Origin of the sequence: Enterobacter cloacae complex sp. P47BA, from assembly GCF_014930485.1 — a bacterium.
Classification (GTDB): domain Bacteria; phylum Pseudomonadota; class Gammaproteobacteria; order Enterobacterales; family Enterobacteriaceae; genus Enterobacter; species Enterobacter bugandensis.
The window spans coordinates 412,021-437,661 of the sequence record NZ_JADBRF010000001.1 but is presented as its reverse complement, the minus strand read 5'-3'; the positions used below and the strand labels follow the sequence as shown (position 1 = coordinate 437,661).

At 56.4% G+C, this 25,641-nt stretch carries 28 protein-coding genes and 1 pseudogene; 21 read left to right on the top strand and 8 right to left on the bottom strand.

Features of this window, described 5'->3' with window-relative positions; translation table 11 throughout:
• Positions 1-2,043 (bottom strand): phenylacetic acid degradation bifunctional protein PaaZ, encoded by a 2,043-nt coding sequence (paaZ, locus tag IM299_RS02050; RefSeq protein ID WP_193356955.1) that lies wholly within the window; start codon positions 2,041-2,043, stop codon positions 1-3.
• A 285-nt stretch (positions 2,044-2,328) separates the two neighbouring features.
• On the opposite strand from paaZ, the gene paaA reads away from it, so the two are divergent.
• The 13 genes from paaA (at position 2,329) to paaY (ending at position 13,465) form a co-directional block, all read left to right on the top strand.
• Complete coding sequence (paaA, locus tag IM299_RS02045; RefSeq protein ID WP_028013027.1) at positions 2,329-3,258, top strand: 1,2-phenylacetyl-CoA epoxidase subunit PaaA; 930 nt, start codon at positions 2,329-2,331, stop codon at positions 3,256-3,258.
• A 12-nt stretch (positions 3,259-3,270) separates the two neighbouring features.
• Positions 3,271-3,558: a 1,2-phenylacetyl-CoA epoxidase subunit PaaB gene (gene paaB, locus IM299_RS02040; RefSeq protein WP_003857353.1), complete on the top strand. Its 288-nt coding sequence runs from the start codon at positions 3,271-3,273 to the stop codon at positions 3,556-3,558.
• 8 nt (positions 3,559-3,566) lie between these two features.
• Complete coding sequence (paaC, locus tag IM299_RS02035; protein ID WP_193356954.1) at positions 3,567-4,313, top strand: 1,2-phenylacetyl-CoA epoxidase subunit PaaC; 747 nt, start codon at positions 3,567-3,569, stop codon at positions 4,311-4,313.
• Positions 4,314-4,324: 11 nt separating this feature from the next.
• Entirely contained in the window at positions 4,325-4,822 is a 498-nt protein-coding gene (gene paaD / locus IM299_RS02030; RefSeq protein ID WP_193356953.1) for a 1,2-phenylacetyl-CoA epoxidase subunit PaaD, read from the top strand.
• Between the two features lie 7 nt (positions 4,823-4,829).
• Positions 4,830-5,900: a 1,2-phenylacetyl-CoA epoxidase subunit PaaE gene (gene paaE, locus IM299_RS02025; protein ID WP_193356952.1), complete on the top strand. Its 1,071-nt coding sequence runs from the start codon at positions 4,830-4,832 to the stop codon at positions 5,898-5,900.
• Entirely contained in the window at positions 5,897-6,664 is a 768-nt protein-coding gene (gene paaF / locus IM299_RS02020; RefSeq protein WP_041910185.1) for a 2,3-dehydroadipyl-CoA hydratase PaaF, read from the top strand. Before paaE ends, paaF begins: the two co-directional genes overlap by 4 nt.
• Complete coding sequence (gene paaG, locus IM299_RS02015) at positions 6,664-7,452, top strand: 2-(1,2-epoxy-1,2-dihydrophenyl)acetyl-CoA isomerase PaaG (RefSeq protein ID WP_193357059.1); 789 nt, start codon at positions 6,664-6,666, stop codon at positions 7,450-7,452. Before paaF ends, paaG begins: the two co-directional genes overlap by 1 nt.
• Before the next feature lies 1 nt (position 7,453).
• The gene (paaH, locus tag IM299_RS02010; protein ID WP_193356951.1) at positions 7,454-8,878 is read left to right on the top strand and encodes a 3-hydroxyacyl-CoA dehydrogenase PaaH; all 1,425 of its coding nucleotides are present in this window, start codon (positions 7,454-7,456) and stop codon (positions 8,876-8,878) included.
• Positions 8,868-9,290 (top strand): hydroxyphenylacetyl-CoA thioesterase PaaI, encoded by a 423-nt coding sequence (paaI, locus tag IM299_RS02005; RefSeq protein ID WP_028013034.1) that lies wholly within the window; start codon positions 8,868-8,870, stop codon positions 9,288-9,290. Before paaH ends, paaI begins: the two co-directional genes overlap by 11 nt.
• Positions 9,290-10,495, top strand: coding sequence for a 3-oxoadipyl-CoA thiolase (pcaF, locus tag IM299_RS02000; RefSeq protein ID WP_193356950.1), 1,206 nt, complete (start codon positions 9,290-9,292; stop codon positions 10,493-10,495). The genes paaI and pcaF overlap by 1 nt, the downstream gene beginning before the upstream one ends.
• 27 nt (positions 10,496-10,522) lie before the next feature.
• Positions 10,523-11,839, top strand: a complete 1,317-nt coding sequence (gene paaK / locus IM299_RS01995) for a phenylacetate--CoA ligase PaaK (RefSeq protein WP_041910177.1) — start codon at positions 10,523-10,525, stop codon at positions 11,837-11,839.
• Positions 11,840-11,923: 84 nt separating this feature from the next.
• Positions 11,924-12,859 (top strand): phenylacetic acid degradation operon negative regulatory protein PaaX, encoded by a 936-nt coding sequence (paaX, locus tag IM299_RS01990; RefSeq protein ID WP_193356949.1) that lies wholly within the window; start codon positions 11,924-11,926, stop codon positions 12,857-12,859.
• Between the two features lie 9 nt (positions 12,860-12,868).
• The gene (gene paaY / locus IM299_RS01985; RefSeq protein ID WP_193356948.1) at positions 12,869-13,465 is read left to right on the top strand and encodes a phenylacetic acid degradation protein PaaY; all 597 of its coding nucleotides are present in this window, start codon (positions 12,869-12,871) and stop codon (positions 13,463-13,465) included.
• Here paaY and IM299_RS01980 read toward each other — a convergent pair.
• Entirely contained in the window at positions 13,374-14,645 is a 1,272-nt protein-coding gene (locus IM299_RS01980; protein WP_193356947.1) for a serine hydrolase, read from the bottom strand. The two genes, paaY and IM299_RS01980, sit on opposite strands and share 92 nt — an antisense overlap.
• Positions 14,646-14,781: 136 nt before the next feature.
• Between IM299_RS01980 and IM299_RS01975 the strand changes: the two genes are divergently transcribed.
• Together IM299_RS01975 and asd are read left to right on the top strand one after the other, a co-directional pair.
• Positions 14,782-15,261, top strand: a complete 480-nt coding sequence (locus IM299_RS01975; protein ID WP_193356946.1) for a glutathione peroxidase — start codon at positions 14,782-14,784, stop codon at positions 15,259-15,261.
• Positions 15,262-15,492: 231 nt separating this feature from the next.
• A complete protein-coding gene (gene asd, locus IM299_RS01970; RefSeq protein WP_060573009.1) occupies positions 15,493-16,611 on the top strand; it encodes an aspartate-semialdehyde dehydrogenase in 1,119 nt (372 codons plus the stop codon).
• Between the two features lie 140 nt (positions 16,612-16,751).
• Here the strand turns inward: asd and IM299_RS01965 are convergent, their stop codons facing one another.
• Positions 16,752-17,648 (bottom strand): LysR family transcriptional regulator, encoded by an 897-nt coding sequence (locus IM299_RS01965; RefSeq protein ID WP_048956448.1) that lies wholly within the window; start codon positions 17,646-17,648, stop codon positions 16,752-16,754.
• A 128-nt stretch (positions 17,649-17,776) separates the two neighbouring features.
• Here IM299_RS01965 and IM299_RS01960 point away from each other — a divergent pair, with 128 nt between their 5' ends.
• Positions 17,777-18,349 carry a flavin reductase family protein gene (locus IM299_RS01960; RefSeq protein ID WP_193356945.1) on the top strand — a complete coding sequence of 191 codons (573 nt, stop codon included), beginning with the start codon at positions 17,777-17,779 and terminating at the stop codon, positions 18,347-18,349.
• Between the two features lie 167 nt (positions 18,350-18,516).
• On the opposite strand, the gene IM299_RS01955 is transcribed toward IM299_RS01960, so the two are convergent.
• Entirely contained in the window at positions 18,517-19,137 is a 621-nt protein-coding gene (locus IM299_RS01955) for a LysE family translocator (protein WP_193356944.1), read from the bottom strand.
• A 127-nt stretch (positions 19,138-19,264) separates the two neighbouring features.
• Complete coding sequence (locus IM299_RS01950) at positions 19,265-19,867, bottom strand: helix-turn-helix domain-containing protein (RefSeq protein WP_193356943.1); 603 nt, start codon at positions 19,865-19,867, stop codon at positions 19,265-19,267.
• Positions 19,868-19,910: 43 nt separating this feature from the next.
• Between IM299_RS01950 and IM299_RS01945 the strand changes: the two genes are divergently transcribed.
• Complete coding sequence (locus IM299_RS01945; RefSeq protein WP_193356942.1) at positions 19,911-20,606, top strand: B3/4 domain-containing protein; 696 nt, start codon at positions 19,911-19,913, stop codon at positions 20,604-20,606.
• A 21-nt stretch (positions 20,607-20,627) separates the two neighbouring features.
• The gene (locus IM299_RS01940; protein WP_193356941.1) at positions 20,628-21,521 is read left to right on the top strand and encodes a dihydrodipicolinate synthase family protein; all 894 of its coding nucleotides are present in this window, start codon (positions 20,628-20,630) and stop codon (positions 21,519-21,521) included.
• A gap of 45 nt (positions 21,522-21,566) precedes the next feature.
• Here IM299_RS01940 and IM299_RS01935 read toward each other — a convergent pair whose 3' ends face one another.
• Complete coding sequence (locus IM299_RS01935; RefSeq protein ID WP_193357058.1) at positions 21,567-22,004, bottom strand: VOC family protein; 438 nt, start codon at positions 22,002-22,004, stop codon at positions 21,567-21,569.
• A 186-nt stretch (positions 22,005-22,190) separates the two neighbouring features.
• Here IM299_RS01935 and IM299_RS01930 point away from each other — a divergent pair, with 186 nt between their 5' ends.
• A complete protein-coding gene (locus IM299_RS01930; RefSeq protein WP_041910158.1) occupies positions 22,191-23,114 on the top strand; it encodes a LysR substrate-binding domain-containing protein in 924 nt (307 codons plus the stop codon).
• Positions 23,115-23,161: 47 nt separating this feature from the next.
• On the opposite strand, the gene IM299_RS01925 is transcribed toward IM299_RS01930, so the two are convergent.
• Entirely contained in the window at positions 23,162-23,632 is a 471-nt protein-coding gene (locus tag IM299_RS01925; RefSeq protein ID WP_193356940.1) for a hypothetical protein, read from the bottom strand.
• A gap of 250 nt (positions 23,633-23,882) precedes the next feature.
• On the opposite strand from IM299_RS01925, the gene IM299_RS01920 reads away from it, so the two are divergent.
• A complete protein-coding gene (locus tag IM299_RS01920; protein WP_193356939.1) occupies positions 23,883-24,560 on the top strand; it encodes a DUF1963 domain-containing protein in 678 nt (225 codons plus the stop codon).
• 140 nt (positions 24,561-24,700) lie between these two features.
• Positions 24,701-25,177 (top strand): WbuC family cupin fold metalloprotein, encoded by a 477-nt coding sequence (locus IM299_RS01915; protein WP_041910151.1) that lies wholly within the window; start codon positions 24,701-24,703, stop codon positions 25,175-25,177.
• Between the two features lie 65 nt (positions 25,178-25,242).
• Here IM299_RS01915 and IM299_RS01910 read toward each other — a convergent pair.
• Positions 25,243-25,437 (bottom strand): annotated as a pseudogene (locus IM299_RS01910) (isochorismatase family protein); the annotation flags it as partial.
• Between the last annotated feature and the right edge of the window lie 204 nt (positions 25,438-25,641).

Below are 25,641 nucleotides of genomic sequence, written 5' to 3'. Positions count from 1 at the left end.
TTAGCTGAAATCACCCCGCTGGCGCGCCACCAGCGTCAGAATGGAGTAGAGCGCCACGGCCTGCTGGTGCTGGTTGAAAATCTCTACCGCCCATTCCACCACGCCGGTCGGTTTTTCCTCGGCGGTACGCTGTTTCTTCAGCGTTTTGCGCTTGCAGGTCAGACGCACCTGGATGGTGTCGCCCGGCTTGACCGGCTCGATAAAGCGCAGGTTTTCCATGCCGTAGTTGGCAATCACCGGCCCGACGCCTGCATCAACGAACAGTCCCGCCGCGGCGGAGATCAGGAAGTAGCCGTGAACCACGCGCTCGCCAAAGATCGACTCTGCCGCCCCGATCTTGTCCATATGGGCGTAGAAGTGGTCGCCGCTCAGGCAGGCAAAATTGACGATGTCCGCCTCCGTCAGCGTGCGGCGCGGCGTCAGCAGGCTATCGCCCGGCTGCAGTTCCTCAAAGTATTTACGGAACGGATGGACGCGATCTTCCTGCACCGCTGCGCCACGCACCCACTGCTTGCCGATGGCGGCCAGCATCGTCGGGCTGCCCTGAATCGCGGTGCGCTGCAGGTAGTGTTTCACCGCGCGCAGGCCGCCCAGCTCTTCGCCGCCGCCCGCGCGGCCAGGGCCGCCGTGCATTAGCTGAGGAAGCGGGGAGCCGTGGCCGGTAGACTCTTTTGATGATTCTTCGTTAAGGATCTGAATACGCCCGTGGGCGCGTGCCGCGCCGGCAATAAACTGGCGGGCAATGTTCAGGTCTGCGGTGACAAGCGTCCCCGCCAGGCTGCCGCCGCCCGCGCGGGCAAGCTGCATGGCGTGCTCTGCACTGCGATACGGCATCAGCGTGGCGACCGGGCCGAAGGCTTCGGTATCGTGCACCGCCGGGGTTTCATCCGGCTGCGGGCAGAACAGCAGGGTCGGCGGGAAGAACGCCCCCGCGGCCTGCAAATCCGCTTTGCCGCCCAGACGGATCTGGCAGCCTGCGGCGACCAGCCGATCCACTTTCTCCTGCACGTCTGCGCGCTGTTCAGCGTTGACCAGCGCCCCCATCTTCACCCCTTCCTGCGCCGGGTCGCCCATCACCACCTTTTCCAGACGGGCAATCAGCGCCTGGCTGACGGCATCAACCTGGCTTTGCGGGACGATAATCCGGCGAATGGCGGTACATTTCTGCCCGGCCTTGGCGGTCATTTCGCGGACCACCTCCCGAATGAACAGGGCAAACTCCGGCTGCTCCGGCGTGACGTCTTCACCCAACACGCAGCAGTTCAGGGAGTCGGCTTCCATGGTGAACGGTATCGAATTCGCCACAATATTCGGGTGCACGCGCAGGCTTTGCCCGGTGCTGGCGGAGCCGGTAAAGGTCACCACGTCCTGGCTGTCGAGCTGGTCGAGCAGATCGCCCGCGCCGCCGCAAATCAGGCTGATGGCGCCGTCCGGCACCAGTCCGCTGTCCACGATGGATTTGACCATCGCCTGCGTCACCTGCGCGGTAGCGGTGGCGGGCTTGATGATGGCGGGCATCCCGGCAAGCCAGGTCGGCGCGAGTTTTTCCAGCATTCCCCAGCAGGGGAAGTTGAAGGCGTTGATGTGTACCGCCACGCCGGATTTCGAGGTCAGAACGTGGCGCGCCGCAAAGCCGCCTTCTTTCGACAGCGGGATTAGCTCATCTTCCGGCCACAGCGTGTCGTCCGGCAGCTCGCGGCTGCCCAGGCTGGCGTATGTGAAGAGGGTGCCGATGCCGCCTTCAATATCGACCCAGCTGTCCGCCTTCGTCGCGCCCGTCTGGGCGGACAGGGCATAAAACGCCTCTTTTTCGCCGAGCAGGTGTTTCGCCACCGCTTTCAGCATGGCGGCACGTTCAATAAAGGTCATGGCGCGCAATGCCTCGCCCCCATGCTCAATGGCATAGCAACGGGCGGCCGCCATGTCCAGCCCTTCGCTGGTCACTTCCCAGAGTGCTTCGCCGCTGATGGCGTGATGAATCGCGCGTTCGCGGCCCCGGCCAGACTGCCAGGTACCGGACAAGAAGCTGGCTAACTGCTGCATCGCTTATCTCCAAATGTTTCGTGATTTCACCATTAATAGTTTGATCGCGAATCATAAAAATCAAGCTGTGTTTTTAATGAATTGTTAACGTTGTGATCTGGCTTGCCGAATCGCGTCGCGTAAAGGCGCTTTGTAAAAGGCCTGGAGTGAAAGCCTTGAGAGCAGCATCACAAAACCGGGAAACAATTCTTGGGGTTGTATTTAACCTTTGTGTAACTTTTAAAAAACAAAGTGATTCAACATTTCGCTTTGATTTGCAAACTAACGAATCATAAAGGTGATGACGTGACGCAAGAACAACGGTTTGAGCAGCGCATAGCGCAGGAGACGGCGATTGAGCCTCAGGACTGGATGCCGGAAGCCTACCGTAAAACGCTGATCCGCCAGATTGGTCAGCACGCGCACTCCGAAATTGTCGGCATGCTCCCGGAAGGGAACTGGATAGCCCGCGCGCCGACGCTGCGCCGAAAAGCGATCCTGCTGGCGAAAGTGCAGGACGAAGCCGGACACGGCCTTTACCTCTACAGCGCGGCGGAAACGCTGGGCTGCGCGCGGGAAGACATCTACCAGAAGATGCTCGACGGCAAGATGAAATACTCCTCCATCTTCAACTATCCGACCCTGAGCTGGGCCGATATCGGCGTGATCGGCTGGCTGGTGGACGGCGCCGCCATCGTTAACCAGGTGGCGCTGTGCCGTACCTCCTACGGCCCGTATGCCCGGGCGATGGTGAAAATCTGTAAAGAAGAGAGCTTTCACCAGCGTCAGGGCTTTGAGGCCTGCATGGCGCTGGCGCAGGGGAGCGAGGCCCAGCGTCAGATGCTGCAGGACGCCATCAACCGGTTCTGGTGGCCGGCGCTGATGATGTTCGGGCCGAACGACGACAACTCGCCGAACAGCGCCCGCAGCCTGGCCTGGAAAATCAAACGCTTTGGCAACGACGAGCTGCGCCAGCGCTTTGTCGACAACACGGTGCCGCAGGTGGAGATGCTCGGCATGACGGTGCCGGATCCGGACCTGCGTTTCGATGAAGAGAGCGGTCACTACCGCTTCGGCGAGATCGACTGGCAGGAGTTTGACGAGGTCATTAACGGGCGCGGCATCTGTAACCACGAACGTCTGGCCGCGAAACGCAAAGCCTGGGACGACGGGGCATGGGTGCGGGAAGCCGCGCTGGCGCACGCCGAAAAACAACGTACCCGTCAGGCCGCATAAGAGGAAATAACCATGAGCAATGTCTACTGGCCGCTGTACGAAGTGTTTGTACGCAGCAAACAAGGGTTATCCCACCGTCATGTGGGCAGCCTGCATGCCGCCGACGATCGCATGGCGCTGGAAAATGCCCGTGATGCCTACACCCGCCGCAGCGAAGGCTGTTCTATCTGGGTAGTGAAGGCGAGTGAAATTGTGGCCTCCCAGCCGGAAGAGAGCGGCGAGTTCTTCGACCCGGCGGAAAGCAAGGTTTACCGCCATCCTACGTTCTACACCATCCCCGACGGCATCGAGCATATGTGAGGCAAAGAATGAACTCAGTGACTGCCTATGCCCTGCGTCTGGGCGATAACGGACTGGTGCTTTCCCAGCGTCTCGGCGCCTGGTGCGGCCACGCGCCGGAGCTGGAAATCGACCTCGCGCTCGCCAATATCGGCCTCGACCTGCTGGGCCAGGCGCGCAATTTCCTGACCTATGCCGCGGAATTAGAAGGCCAGGGCGATGAAGACACGCTGGCGTTTGGCCGCGACGAGCGCCAGTTCCGCAACGTCCTGCTGGTGGAGCAGCCGAACGGCAGCTTCGCCGACACGATTGCCCGCCAGTACCTGATGGATGCCTGGAACGTGGCGCTGTACGAACGTCTGACTCAGAGCCGCGACGGCCAGCTTGCCGCCATCGCCGCCAAAGCGATTAAAGAGGCGCGCTACCACCTGCGCTTCAGCCGCGGCTGGCTGGTGCGGCTGGGCGACGGGACCGAAACCTCCGCGCAAAAAATGCAGCAGGCCATCGACAGCCTGTGGCGTTTTACAGCGGAGCTGTTTGACGCCGATGAGGTCGAGCTTGAGCTGATTGACGCCGGCGTGGCGGTGGATCCACGAACCCTGCGCCAGCCGTGGGAAAGCGAAGTGTTTGCTGGTCTGAAAGAAGCCTGTCTGCAGGTGCCCGCAGAGGTGGCGTTCCGCACCGGGGGCAAGCAGGGGCTGCATACCGAACATCTGGGTCCGATGCTGGCGGAAATGCAGTATCTCCAGCGCGCGTATCCCGGTCAGCAGTGGTAAAGGAGAACGCTATGCAACGCCTCCTCGACATCGCGCCTGCGCAAATTCCGCAGATCTGGGCGCTGTTAAGCCAGATCCCCGATCCGGAAGTGCCGGTGTTAACCATCACCGATTTAGGCATGGTGCGCAGCGTGAAGGCGCAGGGGGAAGGCTGGGTGATTGGCTTCACGCCAACCTACTCGGGCTGCCCGGCAACGGAACACCTGCTGGGGGCAATCCGAGAGGCGATGACCGCGCACGGCTTCACTCCCGTGCACATCGTGCTCCAGCTTGAACCCGCCTGGACTACCGACTGGATGACCGCCGACGCGCGCGAGCGCCTGCGGGCGTACGGCATCAGCCCACCCGTGGGGCATAGCTGCCACGCGCACGCCCCGGCAGAGGTGAGCTGCCCGCGCTGCGCCAGCACCGACACCTCCCTTATCAGTGAATTCGGTTCGACGGCCTGCAAAGCGCTCTACCGCTGCAATACCTGCCGCGAGCCCTTCGACTATTTCAAATGTATTTGAGGCTGCCATGACAACGTTTAATTCATTAACAGTGGCAAAAGTGGAACCCGAAACCCGCGACGCGGTAACCATCACCTTCGCGGTGCCGCAGGCGTTGCAGGAGGCCTACCGCTTCCGCCCCGGCCAGCACCTGACCCTGAAAACGACGTTGGGCGAAGACGAGCTGCGCCGCTGCTACTCCATCTGCCGCAGCACCGCGCCGGGTGAGATCAGCGTGGCGGTCAAAGCGATTGAAGGCGGGCGCTTCTCCCGCTATGCCCGGGATGAGATCAAAGCAGGCATGGCGCTGGAGGTGATGGTTCCTCAGGGCCAGTTTGGCTACCAGCCGCAGGCCGAACGCGAAGGCCACTACCTGGCAATTGCGGCAGGCTCCGGGATCACCCCGATGCTGGCGATTATCTCCGCTACGCTGGCGACAGAACCCAACAGCCATTTCACCCTGATCTACGGCAACCGCAGCAGCCAGAGCATGATGTTCCGTCGGGCGCTGGCGGACCTGAAGGACAAATACCCGCAGCGGCTGCAGCTGGTCTCCATCTTCAGCCAGGAGCGGCTGGACAGCGACCTGCTCTTTGGCCGCATCGACGGGGAAAAGCTGCAGGCGCTGGCGAAAACCCTGATCAACTTCCGCCAGTATGACGAGGCCTTTATCTGCGGCCCGTCGGCGATGATGGACGACGCCGAAGCGACGCTGAAGGCGCTGGGGATGCCGGACAAATCCATTCACCTTGAGCGCTTTAACACCTCCGGAATCACCGTTAAGCGCGCGGTGCACGTGCAGGCGGAAGGTCAAAAAGTGACCGTGCGCCAGGACGGGCGCGACCGTGAAATCACCCTGACGGCGGACGACGAAAGCATTCTTGATGCCGCCCTGCGGCAGGGGGCGGATCTGCCGTATGCCTGCAAGGGGGGCGTGTGCGCCACCTGCAAATGCAAAGTGCTGCGCGGCAAGGTGGACATGGCAACCAACTACAGCCTGGAGCCGGACGAGCTGGCCGCCGGGTACGTACTGAGCTGTCAGTCGCTGCCCTTAACCGCCGACGTGATTGTCGACTTTGACGCGAAGGGGATGGCATGAGTGAGCTGATTGTTACCCGTCATGGCCGCGTGCTGCAGCTGACGCTGAACCGTCCGGCGGCGCGCAACGCCCTTAACAATGCGCTGCTGGCACAGCTTGCGGAACAGCTTGAGGCTGCCGCCGTGGATGCCGACATCGCCGTCTGCGTGATTTACGGCAGCGAGCGCTGCTTTGCCGCCGGGGCCGATCTCAACGAAATGGCGGAGAAGGACCTGCCCGCCACCCTGAACGATATCCGCCCGCAGCTATGGGCGCGCATTAACGCGTTTAACAAACCGCTGATTGCTGCCGTGAACGGCTTCGCGCTGGGTGCAGGCTGCGAGCTGGCGTTGCTGTGCGACGTGATCATTGCTGGCGATAACGCCCGTTTCGGCCTGCCGGAAATCACGCTGGGCATCATGCCCGGCGCGGGCGGCACCCAGCGTCTTATCCGCAGCGTCGGTAAATCCCTGGCCAGCAAAATGGTGCTGACCGGCGAGAGCATTACCGCAGAGCAGGCGCTGAGCGCCGGGCTGGTGAGCGATCTCTTCCCGGCGTCTCTGACACTGGAGTACGCCCTGAAGCAGGCGGCGCTGATGGCGCGCCACTCTCCACTGGCTCTGCAGGCGGCGAAGCAGGCGCTGCGCCAGTCCCAGGAGGTGCCGTTGCAGGCCGGGCTCGCGCAGGAGCGCCAGCTGTTTACGCTGCTTTCCGCCACCGAAGACCGCCGGGAAGGTATCGACGCCTTCTTACAAAAACGCACCCCCGACTTTAAAGGACGCTAATTGTGGAATTTATTCTCAGTCACGTAGAACAGGGCGTAATGACCATTACGCTGAACCGTCCGGAGCGTCTGAACAGCTTTAACGACGTGATGCACCAGCAGCTTGCCGATTGCCTGAAGCAGGCCGAGCGCGATGACGCCATCCGCTGCCTGCTGATCACCGGGGCAGGACGCGGGTTCTGCGCCGGTCAGGATCTGAACGACCGTAACGTCGACCCCAACGGCCCGGCGCCGGATCTGGGAATGTCCGTGGAAACCTTATACAACCCGCTGGTGCGCCGCCTGGCAAAGCTGCCGAAGCCGGTCATCTGCGCGGTTAACGGGGTGGCGGCTGGCGCGGGAGCTACGCTGGCGCTGGGGTGTGACATGGTCATTGCCGCCCGGTCGGCCAACTTCGTGATGGCCTTCAGCAAGCTCGGCCTGGTGCCGGACTGCGGCGGCACGTGGCTGCTGCCGCGCGTGGCCGGACGCGCCCGCGCCATGGGGCTGGCGCTGCTCGGGGACAAACTCAGCGCCGAGCAGGCGCAGGCGTGGGGGATGATCTGGCAGGTGGTGGACGACGACCAGCTCTCCGCCACGGCGCAGCAAATGGCGCTGCACTTTGCCTCGCAGCCGACCTTCGGCCTGGGCCTGATCAAGCAGGCGATCAATGCTGCGGAAACCAACACCCTCGACGCGCAGCTTGACCTGGAGCGCGACTATCAGCGTCTGGCCGGTCGCAGCGACGACTACCGCGAGGGCGTCAGCGCTTTCCTCGCGAAGCGCGCGCCTAACTTTACGGGGAAATAAGATGCTCAACATACGGACTGTCGCCGTGATTGGCAGCGGCACGATGGGCGCGGGGATTGCAGAAGTGGCGGCCAGCCACGGGCATCAGGTGCTGCTCTACGATATTTCCAGCGATGCGATATCCCGCGCTATCGAGGGGATCCGCCAGCGTCTGGCCTCCCGGGTGACGCGCGGAAAACTCTCCGCCGATGCCGGGAGCCAGATCCTCGCCCGGCTGCTTCCCGTCACGGATATCGACGCGCTCTCCGCGGCCGAACTGGTGATTGAAGCGGCCTCGGAACGGCTGGAGGTTAAAAAGGCGCTGTTTTCGCAGCTGGCGGAAATTTGCCCCCCGCAGACGGTGCTGACAAGCAATACCTCTTCGATCTCCGTCACGGCGATTGCTGCGGATATCCACCATCCTGAGCGCGTCGCCGGGATGCATTTCTTCAACCCGGCGCCGGTCATGAAGCTGGTGGAGGTGGTCAGCGGGCTGGCGACCTCCCCGGAAGTGGCCGACGCGCTGTGCGAGCTGGCGCTGAACTGGGGCAAGCAGCCCGTGCGCTGCCAGTCAACGCCGGGGTTCATCGTCAACCGCGTCGCGCGTCCGTTCTATTCCGAGGCCTGGCGCGCGCTGGAAGAGCAGGTGGCTGCGCCGGAGGTGATTGACGCCGCCCTGCGCGAAGGCGGCGGCTTCCCGATGGGGCCGCTGGAGCTGACCGACATGATTGGTCAGGACGTGAACTTCGCGGTGACCTGTTCGGTATTTAACGCCTTCTGGCAGGAGCGTCGTTTTCTGCCCTCGCTGGTGCAGCAGGAGCTGGTGCTGGCAGGCAGGCTGGGCAAAAAAAGCGGGAAGGGCGTTTATGACTGGCAGGGCGACAGGCCCGGGGTGCGCTGGGCTGATACCGTGAACGACAGCTACAGTCCGATGCGCGTGGAAAGAAGGTGTGACAGTGTCACAGAAATTGATGATGTGTACCTGATTGAAACGCAGGGCGAAACCGCGCAGGCCCTGGCGCTGCGGCTTAACGGCCCGGTGGTGGTGGTGGACCGCATCGAGCGCGACGTCGCGATCATCGCCGCAGCCGCCAGCAACCCGCATACGGCGACGCAAAAGGCCATCCGCTACCTGCAGCAGCAGGGGCTTCGGGTGGTGCAGATTGCCGATTATCCCGGCCTGCTGGTCTGGCGCACGGTGGCGATGATTGCCAACGAAGCGCTGGATGCTCTGCAAAAAGGGGTCGCCAGCGAGAAGGACATCGATACCGCCATGCGCCTGGGGGTCAACTACCCGAGCGGGCCGATCGCCTGGGGTGAGCGTCTGGGCTGGCAGCGCCTTCTGACGCTGCTGGAGAACCTGCAGCGTCATTACGGCGAAGAACGCTATCGCCCCTGTTCCCTGCTGCGCCAGCGCGCGCTTCTGGAGAGTAGCTATGAGTCATAACGCCTGGCACAACGCCCGCGCCATGTACGAACGGGACGCCTGCGCGCAGGCGATGGGGATGGACATTGTCGATATGGACGACGGCTACGCGGTGGTGTCCATGACCATCACCCCGCAGATGCTCAACGGCCACCAAACCTGCCACGGCGGACAGCTGTTTTCGCTGGCAGACACCGCCTTTGCCTACGCCTGCAACAGTCAGGGGCTGGCGGCGGTGGCCTCCGGCTGCTCAATTGATTTTCTGCGTCCGGGCTTTGCCGGGGACACGCTCACCGCCACTGCGCGGGTGAAGCATCAGGGCAGGCTGACCGGCGTGTACGACATTGAAATTCAGAACCAGCAACAGAAAACCGTCGCCCTTTTTCGCGGAAAATCTCACCGCATCGGCGGCAATGTGACAGGAGAGGCCTGATGCGTGACGCATTTATTTGTGATGGCGTTCGAACCCCGGTTGGGCGCTACGGCGGGGCGCTTTCCGCCGTTCGGACTGACGATCTCGGCGCCGTGCCGCTCCGCGCGCTGCTGGCCCGCTATCCGCAGCTCGATCTGGAGCGGATTGACGACGTGATCTTCGGCTGCGCGAACCAGGCGGGTGAAGATAACCGCAACGTGGCGCGTATGTCGTCGCTGCTGGCCGGGCTGCCGCAGACGGTGTCCGGAACCACCATTAACCGCCTGTGCGGGTCGGGGCTGGACGCGATTGGTTTTGCCGCACGCGCCATTAAGGCGGGCGACGGCGACCTGCTGATTGCGGGCGGCGTGGAGTCCATGTCCCGCGCGCCGTTTGTGATGGGCAAAGCCACCGCCGCGTTCCAGCGACAGGCGGAGATCTTTGATACCACCATCGGCTGGCGATTTGTGAATCCGCTCATGCATCAGCAATTCGGAACTGACAGCATGCCGGAAACGGCAGAGAATGTAGCTGAATTGTTAAATATCAGCCGTGCCGATCAGGACGCGTTCGCGCTGCGCAGCCAGCAGCGTACCGCGCAGGCGCAGCAGAACGGCATTCTGGCGCAGGAGATTGTGTCGGTGCGGGTGCCGGGGAAAAAAGGGGCGGTCAACGAGTTCAGCGAGGATGAACATCCCCGCGCGGACACCACGCTTGAGCAGCTTGCCGGGCTAAAAACGCCGTTCCGCAGGAACGGGGTGGTTACGGCGGGGAATGCCTCCGGCGTCAACGACGGCGCTGCGGCGCTGATCGTCGCCAGCGAGAAGATGGCGCTGGCGCAGGGGTTAGTCCCGCGCACGCGGATCGTGGCGATGGCGACGGCAGGCGTGGAGCCCCGTCTGATGGGGCTCGGCCCGGTACCCGCTACCCGTAAGGTGCTGGAGCGCGCCGGACTCAGTATTAACGATATGGACGTGATCGAGCTTAACGAAGCTTTTGCCGCGCAGGCGCTGGGCGTGCTGCGTCAGCTGGGCCTGCCGGATGATGCCGCGCACGTCAACCCGAACGGTGGCGCGATTGCGCTGGGTCACCCGCTGGGCATGAGCGGCGCCAGGCTGGCGCTGGCCGCGAGCAACGAACTGCACCGACGCGGCGGGCGCTACGCGCTGTGTACGATGTGCATCGGTGTGGGTCAGGGCATTGCCATGATCCTTGAGCGTGTTTGAGCATAAAAACAATGTGAGTACCCTGCGATGACAAATACAACAAAGCTTGATCCGATTGAAACGGCCTCCCTTGACGAACTGCAGGCGCTGCAGACCGCGCGTCTGAAATGGACGCTGCACCACGCCTATAACAACGTGCCGATGTACAAACGCAAGTTTGACGCCGCGGGCGTTCACCCTGACGATTTCAACGAGCTGGCGGATATCCGTAAGTTCCCGTGCACCACCAAGCAGGACCTGCGGGATAACTACCCGTTTGATACCTTTGCCGTGCCGATGGAGCAGGTGGTGCGCATTCACGCGTCATCCGGCACCACCGGCAAACCGACCGTTGTCGGCTACACGCAGGGCGACATCGACAACTGGGCCAACCTGGTGGCGCGCTCCCTGCGCGCGGCGGGCGGCAGCGCGAAGGACAAAATTCACGTGGCCTATGGCTATGGCCTGTTTACCGGCGGGCTGGGCGCGCACTACGGTGCCGAGCGTTTGGGGGCGACGGTGATCCCGATGTCCGGCGGCCAGACAGAGAAACAGGCGCAGTTGATCCGTGATTTCCAGCCGGACATGATTATGGTGACGCCGTCCTACTGCCTCAACCTGATTGAGGAGCTGGAGCGCCAGATGGGCGGCGACGCCAGCACCTGCTCACTGCGCGTTGGCGTTTTCGGCGCGGAGCCGTGGACGCAGGCCATGCGTCGCGAAATCGAAAAACGCTTAGGTATTACGGCGCTGGATATTTATGGCCTCTCCGAGGTGATGGGGCCGGGCGTGGCGATGGAGTGTATCGAAACCGCCGACGGCCCAACCATCTGGGAAGATCATTTCTACCCGGAGATCGTCAACCCGAACGACGGCACGCCGCTGGATGACGGCCAGCAGGGCGAACTGCTGTTCACCACGCTGACCAAAGAGGCGCTGCCGGTGATCCGCTACCGCACCCGCGATCTGACGCGTCTGCTGCCGGCAACCGCGCGCAGCATGCGGCGCATGGACCGGATCGGCGGCCGCAGCGACGATATGCTGATCATCCGCGGCGTCAACGTTTTCCCGTCGCAGCTGGAAGAGGAGATCGTGAAGTTCGAACACCTTTCTCCGCACTATCAGCTGGAGGTGAACCGTCGTGGTCATCTTGATTCACTTTCCGTGAAGGTGGAGCTGAAAGAGAGCAGCTTAACGCTGACGCACGAGCAGCGTTGCCAGGTGTGCCACCAGCTGCGCCACCGAATAAAGTCGATGGTCGGGATTTCCACCGACGTGATGATTGTGAACTGCGGCAGCATCCCGCGCTCGGAGGGGAAAGCCTGCCGGGTGTTTGATCTGCGTAAAGTTGCGGCCAACGGTTAAAACACCTGACCCTCTCCCATTTGGGGAGAGGGTCAGGGTGAGGGGCTTATGCTATGATTCATCCGGGACAAAAATAACAACAGAATGAATCACATGAATAAACTCGACGCCTTTATCCAGCACGCGGTCAGCTCGGTTCCCGTCAGCGGAACGTCGCTTATCTCCTCGTTATACGGTGACGCGCTTTCCCACCGCGGCGGCGAGATTTGGCTCGGCAGCCTGGCCGCCTTGCTGGAAGGCATGGGATTTGGCGAGCGCTTCGTGCGCACCGCGCTGTTTCGCCTCAACAAAGAGGGCTGGCTGGACGTCTCCCGCATCGGGCGGCGCAGCTTTTACCGCCTGAGCGATAAGGGGCTACGGCTGACGCGTCGCGCGGAGAATAAGATTTATCGTGCAGAGCTGCCCGCCTGGGACGGCAAATGGCTGCTTCTGCTCTCCGAAGGGCTGGATAAAACTACGCTCGCGGATGTGAAAAAACAGCTCATCTGGCAAGGATTTGGCACGCTGGCACCGAGCCTGATGGCCTCGCCGTCACAGCATATGGCGGACGTGCAGTCCCTGCTTCACGATGCCGGCGTGGCGGAAAACGTGATCTTCTTTGAAGCCCACTCGCCGCTGGCGCTCTCCCGCGCCGCGCTGCGTTCACGCGTAGAAGAGTGCTGGCAGCTAACCGAGCAAAACGCGATGTACGAGTCGTTTATCAACTCGTTCCGCCCGCTGCTGCCGCTGCTGAAGGAGGCCGCGCCGGAGGAGCTGACGCCGGAGCGCTGCTTCCAGATCCAGCTGCTGCTTATTCACTTTTATCGCCGCGTGGTGCTGAAAGACCCGCTGTTGCCGGAAGAGTTACTGCCCGCGCACTGGGCGGGGCAAAGCGCCAGACAGCTCTGCATTAATATCTATCAGCGTGTCGCGCCGGGGGCGCTGGCGTTTGTCAGCGAGAAGGGCGAAACCTCCGTGGGCGAACTGCCCGTGCCCGGCACGCTCTACTATCAACGCTTTGGTGGTCTTACAAGTGCATAAGGAGTGAAGATGCCAGTTTATCAAATTGACGGTCTGACGCCGGTGGTACCTGACGAGAGCTATGTTCACCCAACGGCGGTGCTGATTGGCGACGTAATTCTGGGTAAAGGCGTTTATGTTGGTCCGAATGCCAGCCTGCGCGGTGATTTTGGCCGTATCGTGGTGAAAGATGGCGCGAACATTCAGGATAACTGCGTGATGCACGGTTTCCCGGAGCAGGACACGGTGGTGGAGGAGGACGGACATATCGGCCACAGCGCCATCCTGCACGGCTGCATCATCCGCCGCAACACGCTGGTGGGTATGAACGCGGTGGTGATGGACGGGGCAGTGATTGGTGAAAACAGCATCGTCGGCGCGGCGGCGTTCGTGAAGGCGAAAGCGGAGATGCCTGCCAACCACTTGATTATCGGCAGCCCGGCGAAAGCGATTCGCGAGCTGAGCGAGCAGGAGATGGCGTGGAAGCGGCAGGGCACGCGGGAGTATCAGGTGCTGGTGGAGCGCTGCAAGCTAACTATGCACCAGGTTGAGCCGCTGCGCGAGGCTGAGCCTGACCGGAAACGGTTGGCGTTTGACGAGAACTTAAGGCCGAAGTCGGCGATGTAGCGGTAAGGCCGTCTTTTTTCGCCATATCCATCAGTAGCGCGATGCCAATATAGTTGCTCCAGTTAAAGATATTTTGCAGCACCACCACCGCATTGCCTTTCTCTTTGTCATAGCCGATGAAGCTGGAGTAGCCGCCGATATAGCCGACCTGATAGGTGATTTTTTCCAGACCGATAAAGTCGGTGGTCCAGGCAATGCCCTGCACCCCGTCGGGGCGTTGAATATTGGTATTTCTGACTTCGTCAAAGACGCTGTCCAGCAAGGGATTGTGGGTCGTAGAGACGTGATAGCGGGCATAGGCCGCCAGATCTTCGGCGTTACTGTACAGGCTTGCTGCCGCCACCATGTTGTTGGAAAAATGCCAGTCTGGCGTAAGCTGCCCGCGCGGGATGAATTTTGGCTGATCGCCCGCGTGGCCGAGCGCCCGCTGGGGGTATCCTTTGAGCTTCTGGGGCGTAAAGCTGCTGTTAGCCATATGCAGCGGACGGAAAATATAGCGTGACGCTAAACTTTGTATATCTTCGCCGGTTTTGTGCTTCAGGATATAGCCAATCAGGGCGTAGCCGGTATTAGAGTATTGCGGCGTTTTATCTCTCGGCGCGCGCCAGTTCGCCAGATAACGCAGCACGTTATCGCTGTCCAGTTCACCGTAGAAATTATCACCCGTGCCTAAGTAGCGGATGAATTTTCCGAGCATCGGAACGTCCATATTCTGGCGCGGAAGGCCGGAGGTGTGGGTTACCAGCTCCAGCAGGGTGATTTTTTGTGCATCCTTACTTAGCGGCGTTCCCGGCGGTAGCAATGTCGCCAGGCTGTCGTTCCAGTTCAGTTGCCCCTCACTCACCAGACAGGCCACCACTTCCGCCGTGATCCCTTTGCTGAGCGAGCCGAGCGCAAACAGGGTATCGGGCCTGACCGGGTAGCGGTTGACCGCATCGGTAACGCCCCAGGTGTAAAACTGAGGCGAGCCGTGATTATGGATCACCGCGACCGTCATTCCTGGAACGGACTTTTGCGCCATGTAGTGACGCACCACGCTGTCAACGTCGCCATCCAGCGATTCATGGGTGAGGAGTTCCTGGGTACCTTCCGGGGAGGACATTTGCGAGAGCGTGCCACAACCGCTGAGGAATGGGATAGCAAGCAGAAGCCAGCGAATTTTTTTTGTGATGTTCTGCATACCTGCTAGCGAGTGTGGTGGTCATTGGCGCGGCGGGAATGTATCACACTTAGCCTGTTTGAATGTAAACTTTCTGTACGGAGGCCGCCGCGTGGGTGGTCATAGCGGCTTTTCGGCCTGCTTTGAGGATTTCAGCATGACACGCTTTTATCAGCTTACCGCCACCCGCCTGGATGGCAGTCTTATCTCTATGGCCGACTATGCGGGTAAGGTGATTCTGGTTGTTAATACGGCCAGCCAGTGTGGTTTCACACCACAGTTCGCTGGCCTTGAAGCGTTATATAAGAAATACGCCGAACAAGGATTAGTGGTGCTTGGCTTCCCCTGCAACCAGTTCGGTAAGCAGGAACCCGGCGACGCCGATGAAATCTCGAAAACCTGTCACATTAACTACGGCGTGAGTTTCCCGATGTTCGAGAAAGTCGAGGTAAACGGCGCCGCAGCACATCCGATGTTTCGTTACCTGAAAGACGAATTGCCTGGCGTGCTCGGTGGGCGGATCAAGTGGAACTTTACGAAGTTCCTGATTGGACGCGACGGTAAACCACTCAAGCGGTTTGCACCGATGACCACGCCAGAGAAAATGGAGGGGGCGATTGTTGCCGCCCTCGATTGAACTCACCGCCAGGAGTGGACAACTGCGAGATGCCTGTACCCTATCATTTTCTTTAATATCAGAGGGCTGTGGCTTTTGTTTCTTTTCTGCGTATCAAAATCGCTGATGCCGTATGAAACATTTTAATAATAAATGAATCTGATGCCGTTCGTGATGACCTGCAATTTAAGATGAGATATAACGTGTTTCGAAAATAAATTAACATTCTCATAACGTCATAAGGTTAAGCAAATGAAGCAGGTTGGCATTGTTGGTTGGCGAGGAATGGTAGGTTCTGTTTTGTTGCAAAGAATGGTGGAAGAGAACGACTTCGACGGTATTTCAGCGCATTTTTACAGTACTTCAAGTACAGGTGCCACCGGCCCTGTTATTGGTGGCGTCAGCTACACGCTCAAAGATGCTCATTCCATAAGTGCTCTGGCCGAAATGGATATTATCATAACCTGTCAGGGTGGTGATTATACTAAAGCAATCTATCCTGCTTTGATTGAACATGGCTGGAAAGGCTACTGGATTGACGCGGCCTCAGCGTTACGGATGGATGAGAGAGCCTGTATTATTCTTGATCCCGTCAATCGTGCCAATATTGATCGTGCAGTCCAGGATGGAATTAAACTCTTTGTCGGTGGCAACTGTTCCATTACGCTGAGTCTTATGGGGCTGGCTGGCCTGATCGAGGCTGACTTGATCGAATGGATGAGCGTGATGACCTATCAGTCTGCGTCAGGTGCAGGGGCGCAATATGTCAGGGAGTTGATCGCTCAAAGCGCTTATATCAGTAAGCATTTGTCCTCCGATGAACTGGCGTCATCAGGATCGGTCCTTCCTTTAGTCAATAAAGTCAGTGAGCTTATTAACAGTGCTGGTATGCCCATCCAGAATTTCGGCGCACCTCTCATGGGCAGCATCATACCCTGGATTGATAGCGATTTAGGTGACGGTAATAGTCGGGAAGAGTGGAAAGGTGAGGCAGAAACGAACAAAATACTTGGTCTTGCTCCTGGTACGATTCCGGTAAATGGTTTGTGTATACGTGTCGGGGTGATCCGGTGCCACAGTGCTGCAATTACACTGAAGCTCAAGCGTGAAGTCAGCGAAGAAGAATTCGCAGCGTTAGTCACGCATTCCCATCCTTGGGTTAACTATGTGCCTAATAATAAGGATGAAAGTGTAAGCAAGCTAACCCCGGCTCATATCAGCGGTTCGCTGCAGGTTGGTATTGGCCGTTACAAGAAAATGTCGCTAAACAATGACCCTATATATTCGGTTCTGACGGTGGGCGATCAGCTATTGTGGGGAGCAGCGGAACCCTTGCGCCGCATGTTGAATATTCTGCTTGGTAAAATCTGAGTCACCATTTTTATTCTAACTTGTTCCTGAATAATTACGGCTGTTTGGGTGAAAGAAGGTAAGTCAACGTCCGTTACACGTACGTAGCGGACCTGAACTTGCCGCTTTGTGCCAGGAACGAACGTTGCGAGAGATAGACATTATGATACGAAATGTTTACGCAAGATTTTTTCTAAGAGTGAAAAAATTACCGTCACCCTTTTTGGAGTAATCGTCTGGTAGGGACGATACAAATAAAATTGCCATTTCTCCTGCCGCAGTTCTGGTAGGGGTTTAACGAGTTGACCACTGGCTAAGTACTCCCTACAGATTAAATCGCTGGATTGTACAACCGCTCTACCGGCCAAAGCCGCCTGAATTTCGGCGTAAGGATCGGTAGTATAAAATTCAACATGACGAGGGACAAAAGTGTTTACCGCGTCATTCATAAATTCAAATATTTTTCCCGTTTCAGGATTAAGTAAACCACTGAATGGATAACGTTGCCGAAGATCTTCTAAATCCGTTGGTACGCCCAGATGCGCAACAAGTTCTGGAGATGCTACCAAAATATGTTCAACCTGCGTGATATTTTTAATGATAAAGTTTGGATTAGGTTCTCGCCCGACGCGTATACCCATATCGATACGATGCTCAACAGTATCTAATTTCATCATATCTAAGCGCCAGTCAATGAATAATTCAGGATATGGGCGTAGCGCGGTCAATAGGTCATATAAGACTTGCTCATGCTTTGGAAATCGAAGCGACGTAATACGGACAATGCCCTTCATTTCATTATCATCTTTCGACTTCTGAAATAGTTTTTCCGAATCTTCAAGCAGTCGCTTAGCCTGGGGTAAAAACAGCTCGCCGAAGCTGGTGAGAAAGATCGAGCGAGTATTGCGTGTGAAAAGAGGTTCATCGAGCTGTTTCTCCAGCTCAGCGATTGTTCGTGTTACAACCGATGGTGAAACCGAAAGCTTCATGGAGGCTTCCCGGAAGTTAAGGGTCTCAGCAGCGGTGATAAAAAACTTCAGAGCATCGAGTTTGTTCATGATTGTTGTGAAAATTGCAATAATGTATTTTGATATTAGCAATTAATTTGCAATTATTCCAGCCATATAATCAAGCCATAAAGTGAGTAATCTATTCTATCTTTTATCAGAACTTAGACGAGTAAATAATGGCAATACAACCCGTGGAATTAAATAAAGCCTATCGTTTATTGCAGGTCGGGCCAACAACGATGATATCGGCTAAAAATGATGGCATTGAAAATGTTATGGCTGCGGCCTGGGTGGGGTTAGTGGGCAATAATAAAGTGATGGCCTTTATAGGCCCACAGGCATTTACCCGTAGACTTGTCGAAAAAAGTGGCTATTACGTTGTTCAGATCCCTGTCGTAAATCAAATGGAAATGATTTTATATGTTGGCGGACGCAGTTATTCTGATACACCCGATAAAAACAGTAAAATCCCACTTTTTTATCAGAAAGAGTTTGATCTGCCTTTAGTTGAAGGTTGCGCTGGCTGGTTAGTATGTAAGGTCATACCCAATGAAGAAAATGAAAAGCAGCACAACTTGTTCTTGGGGGAAATTGTCGGAGCATGGAGTGATGACCGCGTTTTCAGAAATGGGCACTGGATTTTTGATGATGCGCCTGATGAATTACGTACTGTCCATTACGTAGCTGGTGGACAGTTTTATGCCATTGGCAAAGGTACAAAATTTAATTATGGTCCGGGAAAGGACTAATCCTTACTTCTGTATAAATGTAGCCATATAACATGGCTACATAGAGGTAGTAGCAAAAAAAAACAATTAAGATGTCCGCTTTTCGCTCGTAGCGGACCTTCAACGCAAATAGCTCATCCGCTCTGTGACCACAGCGGACGTTCTGAGCTGTGTTTGCGTTGATCAGGTTATCTTGTGCTGAGTGCAAGTTTAGCCGCAAAGCACAAAAACAATCCTCCTGTAGCTCTGTCCATTCCCCTGACAACACTGCTTTTCTTCAGTATGGCTGATGCAAAGTGCGTGGATAAAATGAGCGTCACTGACCACATTGTCCCTATTGCGACATGAATGCTGACAAGTATAAAAGTCCATACAAAAGGGGAATGCCCGGCAGGTATGAATTGAGGTAAAAAAGAGACATAGAAAATACCCATTTTAGGATTGAGTATATTTCCCAGCATTCCTTTTAAAAACCAGTTCCCCGCTGAAGGATTAACGCCATCGCCGTGATTGAAAGATGAACGTGGCCGCCTCATCAGTTGTAAACCCAGCCAGCAAAGGTAAGCTGCCCCACACATTTTCAGCATGGTATAAGCGAGCTCTGACACCGCCAGCAGCGCTCCCAGTCCCAGCGCAACAAGTGCGCCCCAGATAAAACAGCCAGTATCAATTCCAAGAGCTGCCTGAAAAGCCTTCTTTCCACCTTCAGCACATGCCGTTCGTAGAATGAGTGCCGTATCCAGGCCCGGAGTGAGGGTGAGCAGTAGTGCAGCGAGAGAGAAGGCAAGGAGAGAATCAGTAACAGACATTTTCTTTATCCGAAAGAGTGGATGTTACCCCCTTACTTTGCACCAATCAATTAGACAAAGGCAGTTATGTGAATAAATTGTAAATTGCTTTAATGAGACAAGCCCTGCTGGCATACCGGGCTACAACTCAGGACGCTTTCTCATGCACTGTCATGATGAATACCAATGGGTCCTTCTCCCGGTTTTCATAGAAATGAGGAACGTCCGTTCTGGCAGTTGCCGAACAGCCAGTTTTTACCTGATATACGTGATCCTTTACGCCGAGTGTGAGCGTGCCCGACTGAACATAAAACAGTTCAAGCGTTCCTTCCGCGTGGCCGGGTGACGCAAACTTTTCCCCGGGCTGCATTTCCCACATCCAGAGCTCGGTCATATCAGGGCCACCCGACCCTGCGAGCAATCTTGCTCTCCCGCCTGTTTCACCTTTCCACAATTCTGGGATCTCATCTTCAGCAATGAGATGCACGGTCGGTTTGGCACTGACATCCACAAAATCAGCCACCGAAACCCCCATCGCGGCAGCCAGGCGACATAACAGGGCAATGCTGGGATTCGCCCGGCATCCCTCTATCTCAACCAACGCTCCCTTACTTACACCCGCCTGACGCGAGAGTTCATCAAGGGAGATTTTCTTTTGCTTACGATACAGTTTAATTCGCTGCGATACGGCTTCATTCACGGAGCTGGCGATCGAATTTGCATCGGTCATTAAATTGACTTTTTTGGTCATTGGTCATTATCATGGAATAAATTGGTCATTACAGAATTATCACGTGTTAACAGTATCTCCGTCAATTTCTCCTGAAATTTATAGTATTGCTCCCGGTTTTCGGGCGCTCAGTATCCGCGTAAAAGCTGCGCCAGTGCTTAATCCCGGCACTGGAGAAACGGCGCTGCGAGAAGCCTGTGAGGCGGTTCTGGCCGGTGAGCCTGCCTGGGCGGAATCTCATCTGGCGGCATGGGCCGACGTTTTTCAAAAATTTGGGGCTAAACCTAAACGCACCCCTTGCTCAGCGGATGCGTTACGCAAGCGCGTCTTACGTGACGGAACGATGCCAGCGCTCGATCCTGTCGTTGATCTTTATAATGCCGTCAGTCTCCGCTATGCCGTTCCGGTTGGTGGAGAGGATCTCTCTGCCTATCAGGGGGCGCCGCGTCTGACTGTGGCAAAAGGAACAGAGCCTTTTGATACGGTCAAAGATGGAGAGACCGCCGTTGAGCATCCTTCACAAGGTGAGGTTATCTGGTGTGATGATATCGGCGTGACCTGCCGTCGCTGGAACTGGCGACAGGGGATCAGAACCCGCTTAGGCGTGGAAGCGCAGCAAATGTGGTTCATTCTGGAGAGTCTCCCGCAGATGCCGCTGGAGACGCTTCACGAAGCCGGAAAAATGCTGACCGACGGCCTGGAAAAAATGATGCCCGATCTGTGGTTTGACGTTGCTCTCATCGAAGAACAACAGCAGTAATATCCTTCAGGAGAAACATTTATGTTTACCGGCTTGTCGGCATTTCCATTAACCCCAGTCACCGCCAGCGGCGTGGATGAAAAGGGTTTCAGCCATATCCTTTCCCGTCTTACAGACGCTCGGGTTGATTCTATGGGCATCCTGGGGTCAACCGGAAGCTACGCCTATCTGACCCGGGAGCAGCGCAAGCGCGTAGCAACGCTGGCCAAACAGCATGCAGGGAACATCCCCGTGATGGTGTGTGTGGGAGCGGTCAGTACCGATGCCATTCTGCATCTGGCAGATGATGCACAGGCCGCTGGCGCAAATGCGCTGTTACTCCCGGCGGTCAGCTACCAGCCACTCCGTGACGAAGAAGTCTTCTCACTCTTTGAGACCGTTACCCGGCACGCGTCTGTACCGGTGTGTATCTATGATAATCCGGGCACGACGCATTTTACCTTTACGGATGAACTCCACGGTCGTCTCTCATCACTTGAGGGTGTTCGCTCGGTCAAGATCCCTGGCGTCCCGAATAGCCCCGCTGCAGCAACTGAGCGGGTGAAGGCGTTACGTCAACATCTGCGCCCTGGCGTAACAATCGGTATCAGTGGCGACGCTTATGCGGGACTGGGATTAAACGCCGGTTGTGAAGTATGGTATTCCGTGTGTGGCGGTCTGTTCCCTGAGATGGCGAAACAAATCACTGAAGCCGCGGCGGCAAACGATCGTCAACGCGTTACAGCCCTGACAACCCGCCTTGAGCCATTGTGGTCGCTGTTCCGTAAACATGGCGGAAGTATTCGCGTTATTGCCGCTGCGGCTGGCGTGCTTGGGCTTACCGACATGGATTGCCTGCCTCGCCCTCTGCAACCATTGTCAGCTGGCGACATCGCGGATATTGCCCATGTGATAAGCACGCTGGAGCTGAAGTGATCTCCGCAGGATTGGGTGTCTACCGGTCCTTACCGCAAAATTTTATTATTGAAGTGACTCTTCTTCGCCTGATAGCTTATCTGCATCAGAAGAATAATGCTGGCAAACGCACGCCAGTTTATGCCCGTCAGGATCGCGCAGATAGGCAACATAAAAGTCGGGGCCGTAGGCGGTTCGTGTACCGGGCACGCCTTCATTTTTCCCACCCGCACGGAGGCCCGCTGCATGGAAGCGTCTGACAATGTCCGCGTTATCTGCTCTGAAAGCGAACATTGTCCCGTTTCCCGCCGTCGCGGGTTGCTGGTCAAAAGGAGGACAAATGCAGAAGCTAAATTCGTCATCCGGATGATTTTCGTTTCCCCACATTGCCCAACTATCAGTCCAGGCGGGCAGACGTGTATAGCCCAGCACGTTAAAAATAGCGTCATAAAAGTTCACGGCGCGCTGAAAGTCATTTGTCCCAATCGTGATATAAGCCAGCACTTTAAACATCCTCTTTTCCGTCAGTCTGAACAGAGATTATCGCAAAGTAGCTATCTTCATCACCACCCAGGCCAGGATCATCGGCATACCTCAGCTGGACGCCTCGGCGATAAAAAATGTTGGCTGACGTCACCGAGTGCCGATAATACAAAAACTGTATGATTACACCTTCCAAAAAGGGAATGTATGTCTTTACCGCCACTGTATGCGCTGCGCGCGTTCGAAGTTGCCGCACGGCTGAACTCCTTCAGCAAAGCGGCTGAAGTCCTGAATATCACGCCGGGGGCGGTCAGCAGGCATGTCCGCACGCTTGAGATGTGGTTCGACTGCGAGCTGTTTAAACGGCAGGGACCGAGAGTGGAAGTCAGCGACGCCGGGCGTATTCTGGCCGGGCAGCTTAGCGAAAGTTTCTCGAATATTGAGTGGGCCTGTCGCGCATTCAAAAGTGAAAACCATCTTCTGCGCCTCAAAGCCCCCAGCACCCTGACGATGCGATGGCTTCTCAATGTGCTTAAATCCTTTCGGGAGAATCATGCGAAGCCGAAAATCGAAATCGCCAGCGTCTGGATGGACTTCGACACGGTTGACTTCAGCCGCGAGCCCTACGATTGTGCGATCCTCCTCGGTAACGGCTATTTCGGCGAATCAACGGAGAGCAGGCTGCTGTTCAGCGAGTGGCTTATTCCGGTTTGTACGCCGTCTTTGCTGGAGCCTGCCCGGCATCAGCTTCCTGAGTGCGATCTTATTCATCCGTCACCGGACCGACGGGACTGGAAGCGCTGGCTGAAAAGGACGGGCTTATTCCCCGGCCTCGACATGAGCGGTGGGATCGTGTTCGACACCCTGGAGCAGGGAAGCCTTGCGGCCATGCACGGACACGGCGTGGCGATGGCCGATCTCCGGCTCACGCTCGACGCGCTGAAAAGCGGCCTGCTCGCGCTGCCCTTCCGGGAGGCGATAGCAACAGGGGACGGTTACTATCTTGTCTGGCCGAAAAATTCGCTCAGAGGACAGAGTATTGAACGGTTGCTGGCCTGGCTTAACCTTAATGCGCCAGTGGTGCCTTCTTTGGATATTGTCTGTCTTGATTTCAATGAAAAGCGGATTTAATAAATAGCGGAATATTAACAGGGAGATATTCCGCATAGTGTACGTATTTATGCGTAGGGAATATTTGCCATCTTTTTATATCTTTCCGGCAGGGCGCTGTTCAGGTTGAGTAATTTATCCAGTATATAAAGCGTGGGCGTTCCCTTTGCGCGTTCAGCTTCGATTAGCGCAGAACGTAACAGATTGGTAGCCGATGTCATTTCACGGAAGTACTTCTCAGATTCAGGCGTCTGAACTTCGCCTGAAGCGGCGTAGCGCACCCTTGGCCAGTCCGCGAAGTCCAGAAACGGAAGGATCCCGTCGTCTTTGGGTAAATGCGCAGAGAGCAACTCTTCGGCGTTACCCGGATTGCTTTGGGCGAAAGACAGAAGATGCAGTCGATGAATAAAGGGCGAAAGAACCTCAGCGCTATCGTTTTCTGATGAAAGAAAAGTTATTAGCGCATGAATATTTTCACCCGCGATGTTTTTTTCAGGTGAGATCATTTTCATTAGATGAAATAAAACATCGAGTGTCATACGTACTCCATATGCATGCAGGTGTATTTATTATTTGAGTTTTGCTCTCTGTTCCAGGTCAGGAATAGACCGGGAATGAAGGGATGGTATTTCAATGTGATTACGTTTGAAAAACGAGAAATAGTGGGAATCAATGTGAGTTTTACTCAACATAGGTTTTATTATTCAATGAGATTCTCCAGATGTGATGATTAACTTACAATGAATAGCAGAATATCTATCCGACAAGCGTCTACAGAGGCGAGCAAACATGAGATTAGAGAGTGCGTCAGTTTTAGAAGAACTCCGGACCAGGCTAAGACCCGCATCGGTCGCGCAGGTCGGTGGGTTCCGGCCGCCTGAAGATCCCATTACGTCATGGTTTCTGAAGGGCGTTTCTCGTGCAGATGAAGGATTACCCACCTGGAAGGGCAAACCAATGTTTCCACTTCTTCAGATCAGGGTCGACGAGCTTCCTGTTATTCCTGACCAGTTGAAGGGCATAGCCCTTCTGGTGTTGTTTCACAATTTGGAACAACATCCCTTTGACGAACCGCACGGTGAAGGATGGTTAATTCGCGAGTATGCCAGCTTTGAAGGGCTTCAGCCATTGCCTGAATTGCACACGCCGTATCGGCCGTTTCCAGTTCAATGGCAGAGTGTCATTGACGATGCTCCTGGATGGGAGGATGCCTGGGATATTATTGATCTCTCTTGCGTAAATGATGATGAGCAGGCCAGTGATAGTTTTTTTGAAGATTTCAACCGCTACAGGGGAACCAAGGTAGGGGGATTTCCGACTGAGATACAACACGGTGTGGGAATCGAAGAGTTTGTTTTTCAGGTTGGGTCAGAAGAAAAAGTAAGCTGGATGTGGGCGGATAACGGTATCGGTTACTTTCACCGGTCATCAGAAGGGGAATGGCGGTTTACATGTCAGTTCTACTGATGAGCTCCCTGCCGGGGGATTGACCACTCACCCGGTAGCGATTTGTTTCACAAATCCCATCGTTCCTCGACCGTTCAGGATGGTATAACGTCCTGCGGCAACCGGGTTGCCGCAGACAGCCCACATACCTGAAGGTGTATATGAAACAGATTACTTTCAGTGACCTGCAGCAGCAAAGCGAGCAGGCCGCACATTCTCCTCGCTTACGCGCGCACCGTAATTTACACCCTGACCTGAGCGACCCGGTGCAGCGCCTGGCCATTGCAATGGAACCTGGTACCTATGTTCGTCCCCATCGCCATCCGCACACCTTTGAACTGCTGACGGCGCTGAGCGGTCGCTTTCTGGTGCTGAATTTTGACGACAGCGGCAACGTGACCCGGCGCGTGGTGTTAGGCGAAGAGTGTAAAGTCCTGGAGATGGATGCCGGAACCTGGCATGCCGTGCTGTCGCTGGATAGAGGCGGCGTCATTTTTGAGGTTAAACACGGGGCGTATCAGCCCGTGCCCGAGCATGATACCGCCCCATGGTCACCGGCAGAAAACGAGCCCGGCACCGAGAAGCTGATGCAATGGTACGCTCAGGCACAGGTGGGTGACGGTGGTTTTACCCTGTAATTATTCTCTTATGTGCCCGGCGCGCGGAAAGGCGAGCCGGGTAAAGTGATAAGCGCTCAGCTGAGTCAACTCACCGTACTAAAAAGCCAGTCACGAGCAGTCGACAGCGTCACAAACGGGCCTGCCAGCGTGCTGTTGCGATGGGCAATAATGTCGCTGGCGGATAAATAGTCATTATCCATTGTGGTATGCGCATCTGAAATTAATACCGTCCTGAAACCCAGCTCCGGCGCGGCCCGGCAGGTCGTATCGATGCAAAACATATTAATACCTTCGCTGATATGTCGAGTATCGAGGGTGGAAATTACCTTCTCTGAATTGCCACCGAGAGTTCTTTTCAATACCATCAATATGCATGTAAATATGACTAAAATCATACCAACATATTTGTTAGATGCGGGTTTGTCGGTTCGACCTTTAGAACAATCCAACTGTGCGAGAGACTGGATAAAAACCGTTGTGTT

What these genes read in the sequence shown, in the direction of transcription:
- IM299_RS01940 (WP_193356941.1), top strand. Translation starts at nt 20,628, where the DNA reads ATGTTTACCGGCTTGTCGGCATTTCCATTAACCCCAGTCACCGCCAGC.
- paaH (WP_193356951.1), top strand. Translation starts at nt 7,454, where the DNA reads ATGCTCAACATACGGACTGTCGCCGTGATTGGCAGCGGCACGATGGGC.
- asd (WP_060573009.1), top strand. Translation starts at nt 15,493, where the DNA reads ATGAAGCAGGTTGGCATTGTTGGTTGGCGAGGAATGGTAGGTTCTGTT.
- IM299_RS01915 (WP_041910151.1), top strand. Translation starts at nt 24,701, where the DNA reads ATGAAACAGATTACTTTCAGTGACCTGCAGCAGCAAAGCGAGCAGGCC.
- IM299_RS01955 (WP_193356944.1), bottom strand. Translation starts at nt 19,137, where the DNA reads ATGTCTGTTACTGATTCTCTCCTTGCCTTCTCTCTCGCTGCACTACTG.
- paaB (WP_003857353.1), top strand. Translation starts at nt 3,271, where the DNA reads ATGAGCAATGTCTACTGGCCGCTGTACGAAGTGTTTGTACGCAGCAAA.
- IM299_RS01950 (WP_193356943.1), bottom strand. Translation starts at nt 19,867, where the DNA reads ATGACCAAAAAAGTCAATTTAATGACCGATGCAAATTCGATCGCCAGC.
- paaI (WP_028013034.1), top strand. Translation starts at nt 8,868, where the DNA reads ATGAGTCATAACGCCTGGCACAACGCCCGCGCCATGTACGAACGGGAC.
- paaX (WP_193356949.1), top strand. Translation starts at nt 11,924, where the DNA reads ATGAATCACATGAATAAACTCGACGCCTTTATCCAGCACGCGGTCAGC.
- paaD (WP_193356953.1), top strand. Translation starts at nt 4,325, where the DNA reads ATGCAACGCCTCCTCGACATCGCGCCTGCGCAAATTCCGCAGATCTGG.
- IM299_RS01965 (WP_048956448.1), bottom strand. Translation starts at nt 17,648, where the DNA reads ATGAACAAACTCGATGCTCTGAAGTTTTTTATCACCGCTGCTGAGACC.
- paaC (WP_193356954.1), top strand. Translation starts at nt 3,567, where the DNA reads ATGAACTCAGTGACTGCCTATGCCCTGCGTCTGGGCGATAACGGACTG.
- IM299_RS01960 (WP_193356945.1), top strand. Translation starts at nt 17,777, where the DNA reads ATGGCAATACAACCCGTGGAATTAAATAAAGCCTATCGTTTATTGCAG.
- paaZ (WP_193356955.1), bottom strand. Translation starts at nt 2,043, where the DNA reads ATGCAGCAGTTAGCCAGCTTCTTGTCCGGTACCTGGCAGTCTGGCCGG.
- IM299_RS01920 (WP_193356939.1), top strand. Translation starts at nt 23,883, where the DNA reads ATGAGATTAGAGAGTGCGTCAGTTTTAGAAGAACTCCGGACCAGGCTA.
- paaY (WP_193356948.1), top strand. Translation starts at nt 12,869, where the DNA reads ATGCCAGTTTATCAAATTGACGGTCTGACGCCGGTGGTACCTGACGAG.
- pcaF (WP_193356950.1), top strand. Translation starts at nt 9,290, where the DNA reads ATGCGTGACGCATTTATTTGTGATGGCGTTCGAACCCCGGTTGGGCGC.
- IM299_RS01980 (WP_193356947.1), bottom strand. Translation starts at nt 14,645, where the DNA reads ATGCAGAACATCACAAAAAAAATTCGCTGGCTTCTGCTTGCTATCCCA.
- IM299_RS01975 (WP_193356946.1), top strand. Translation starts at nt 14,782, where the DNA reads ATGACACGCTTTTATCAGCTTACCGCCACCCGCCTGGATGGCAGTCTT.
- paaK (WP_041910177.1), top strand. Translation starts at nt 10,523, where the DNA reads ATGACAAATACAACAAAGCTTGATCCGATTGAAACGGCCTCCCTTGAC.
- IM299_RS01925 (WP_193356940.1), bottom strand. Translation starts at nt 23,632, where the DNA reads ATGACACTCGATGTTTTATTTCATCTAATGAAAATGATCTCACCTGAA.
- paaF (WP_041910185.1), top strand. Translation starts at nt 5,897, where the DNA reads ATGAGTGAGCTGATTGTTACCCGTCATGGCCGCGTGCTGCAGCTGACG.
- paaE (WP_193356952.1), top strand. Translation starts at nt 4,830, where the DNA reads ATGACAACGTTTAATTCATTAACAGTGGCAAAAGTGGAACCCGAAACC.
- IM299_RS01930 (WP_041910158.1), top strand. Translation starts at nt 22,191, where the DNA reads ATGTCTTTACCGCCACTGTATGCGCTGCGCGCGTTCGAAGTTGCCGCA.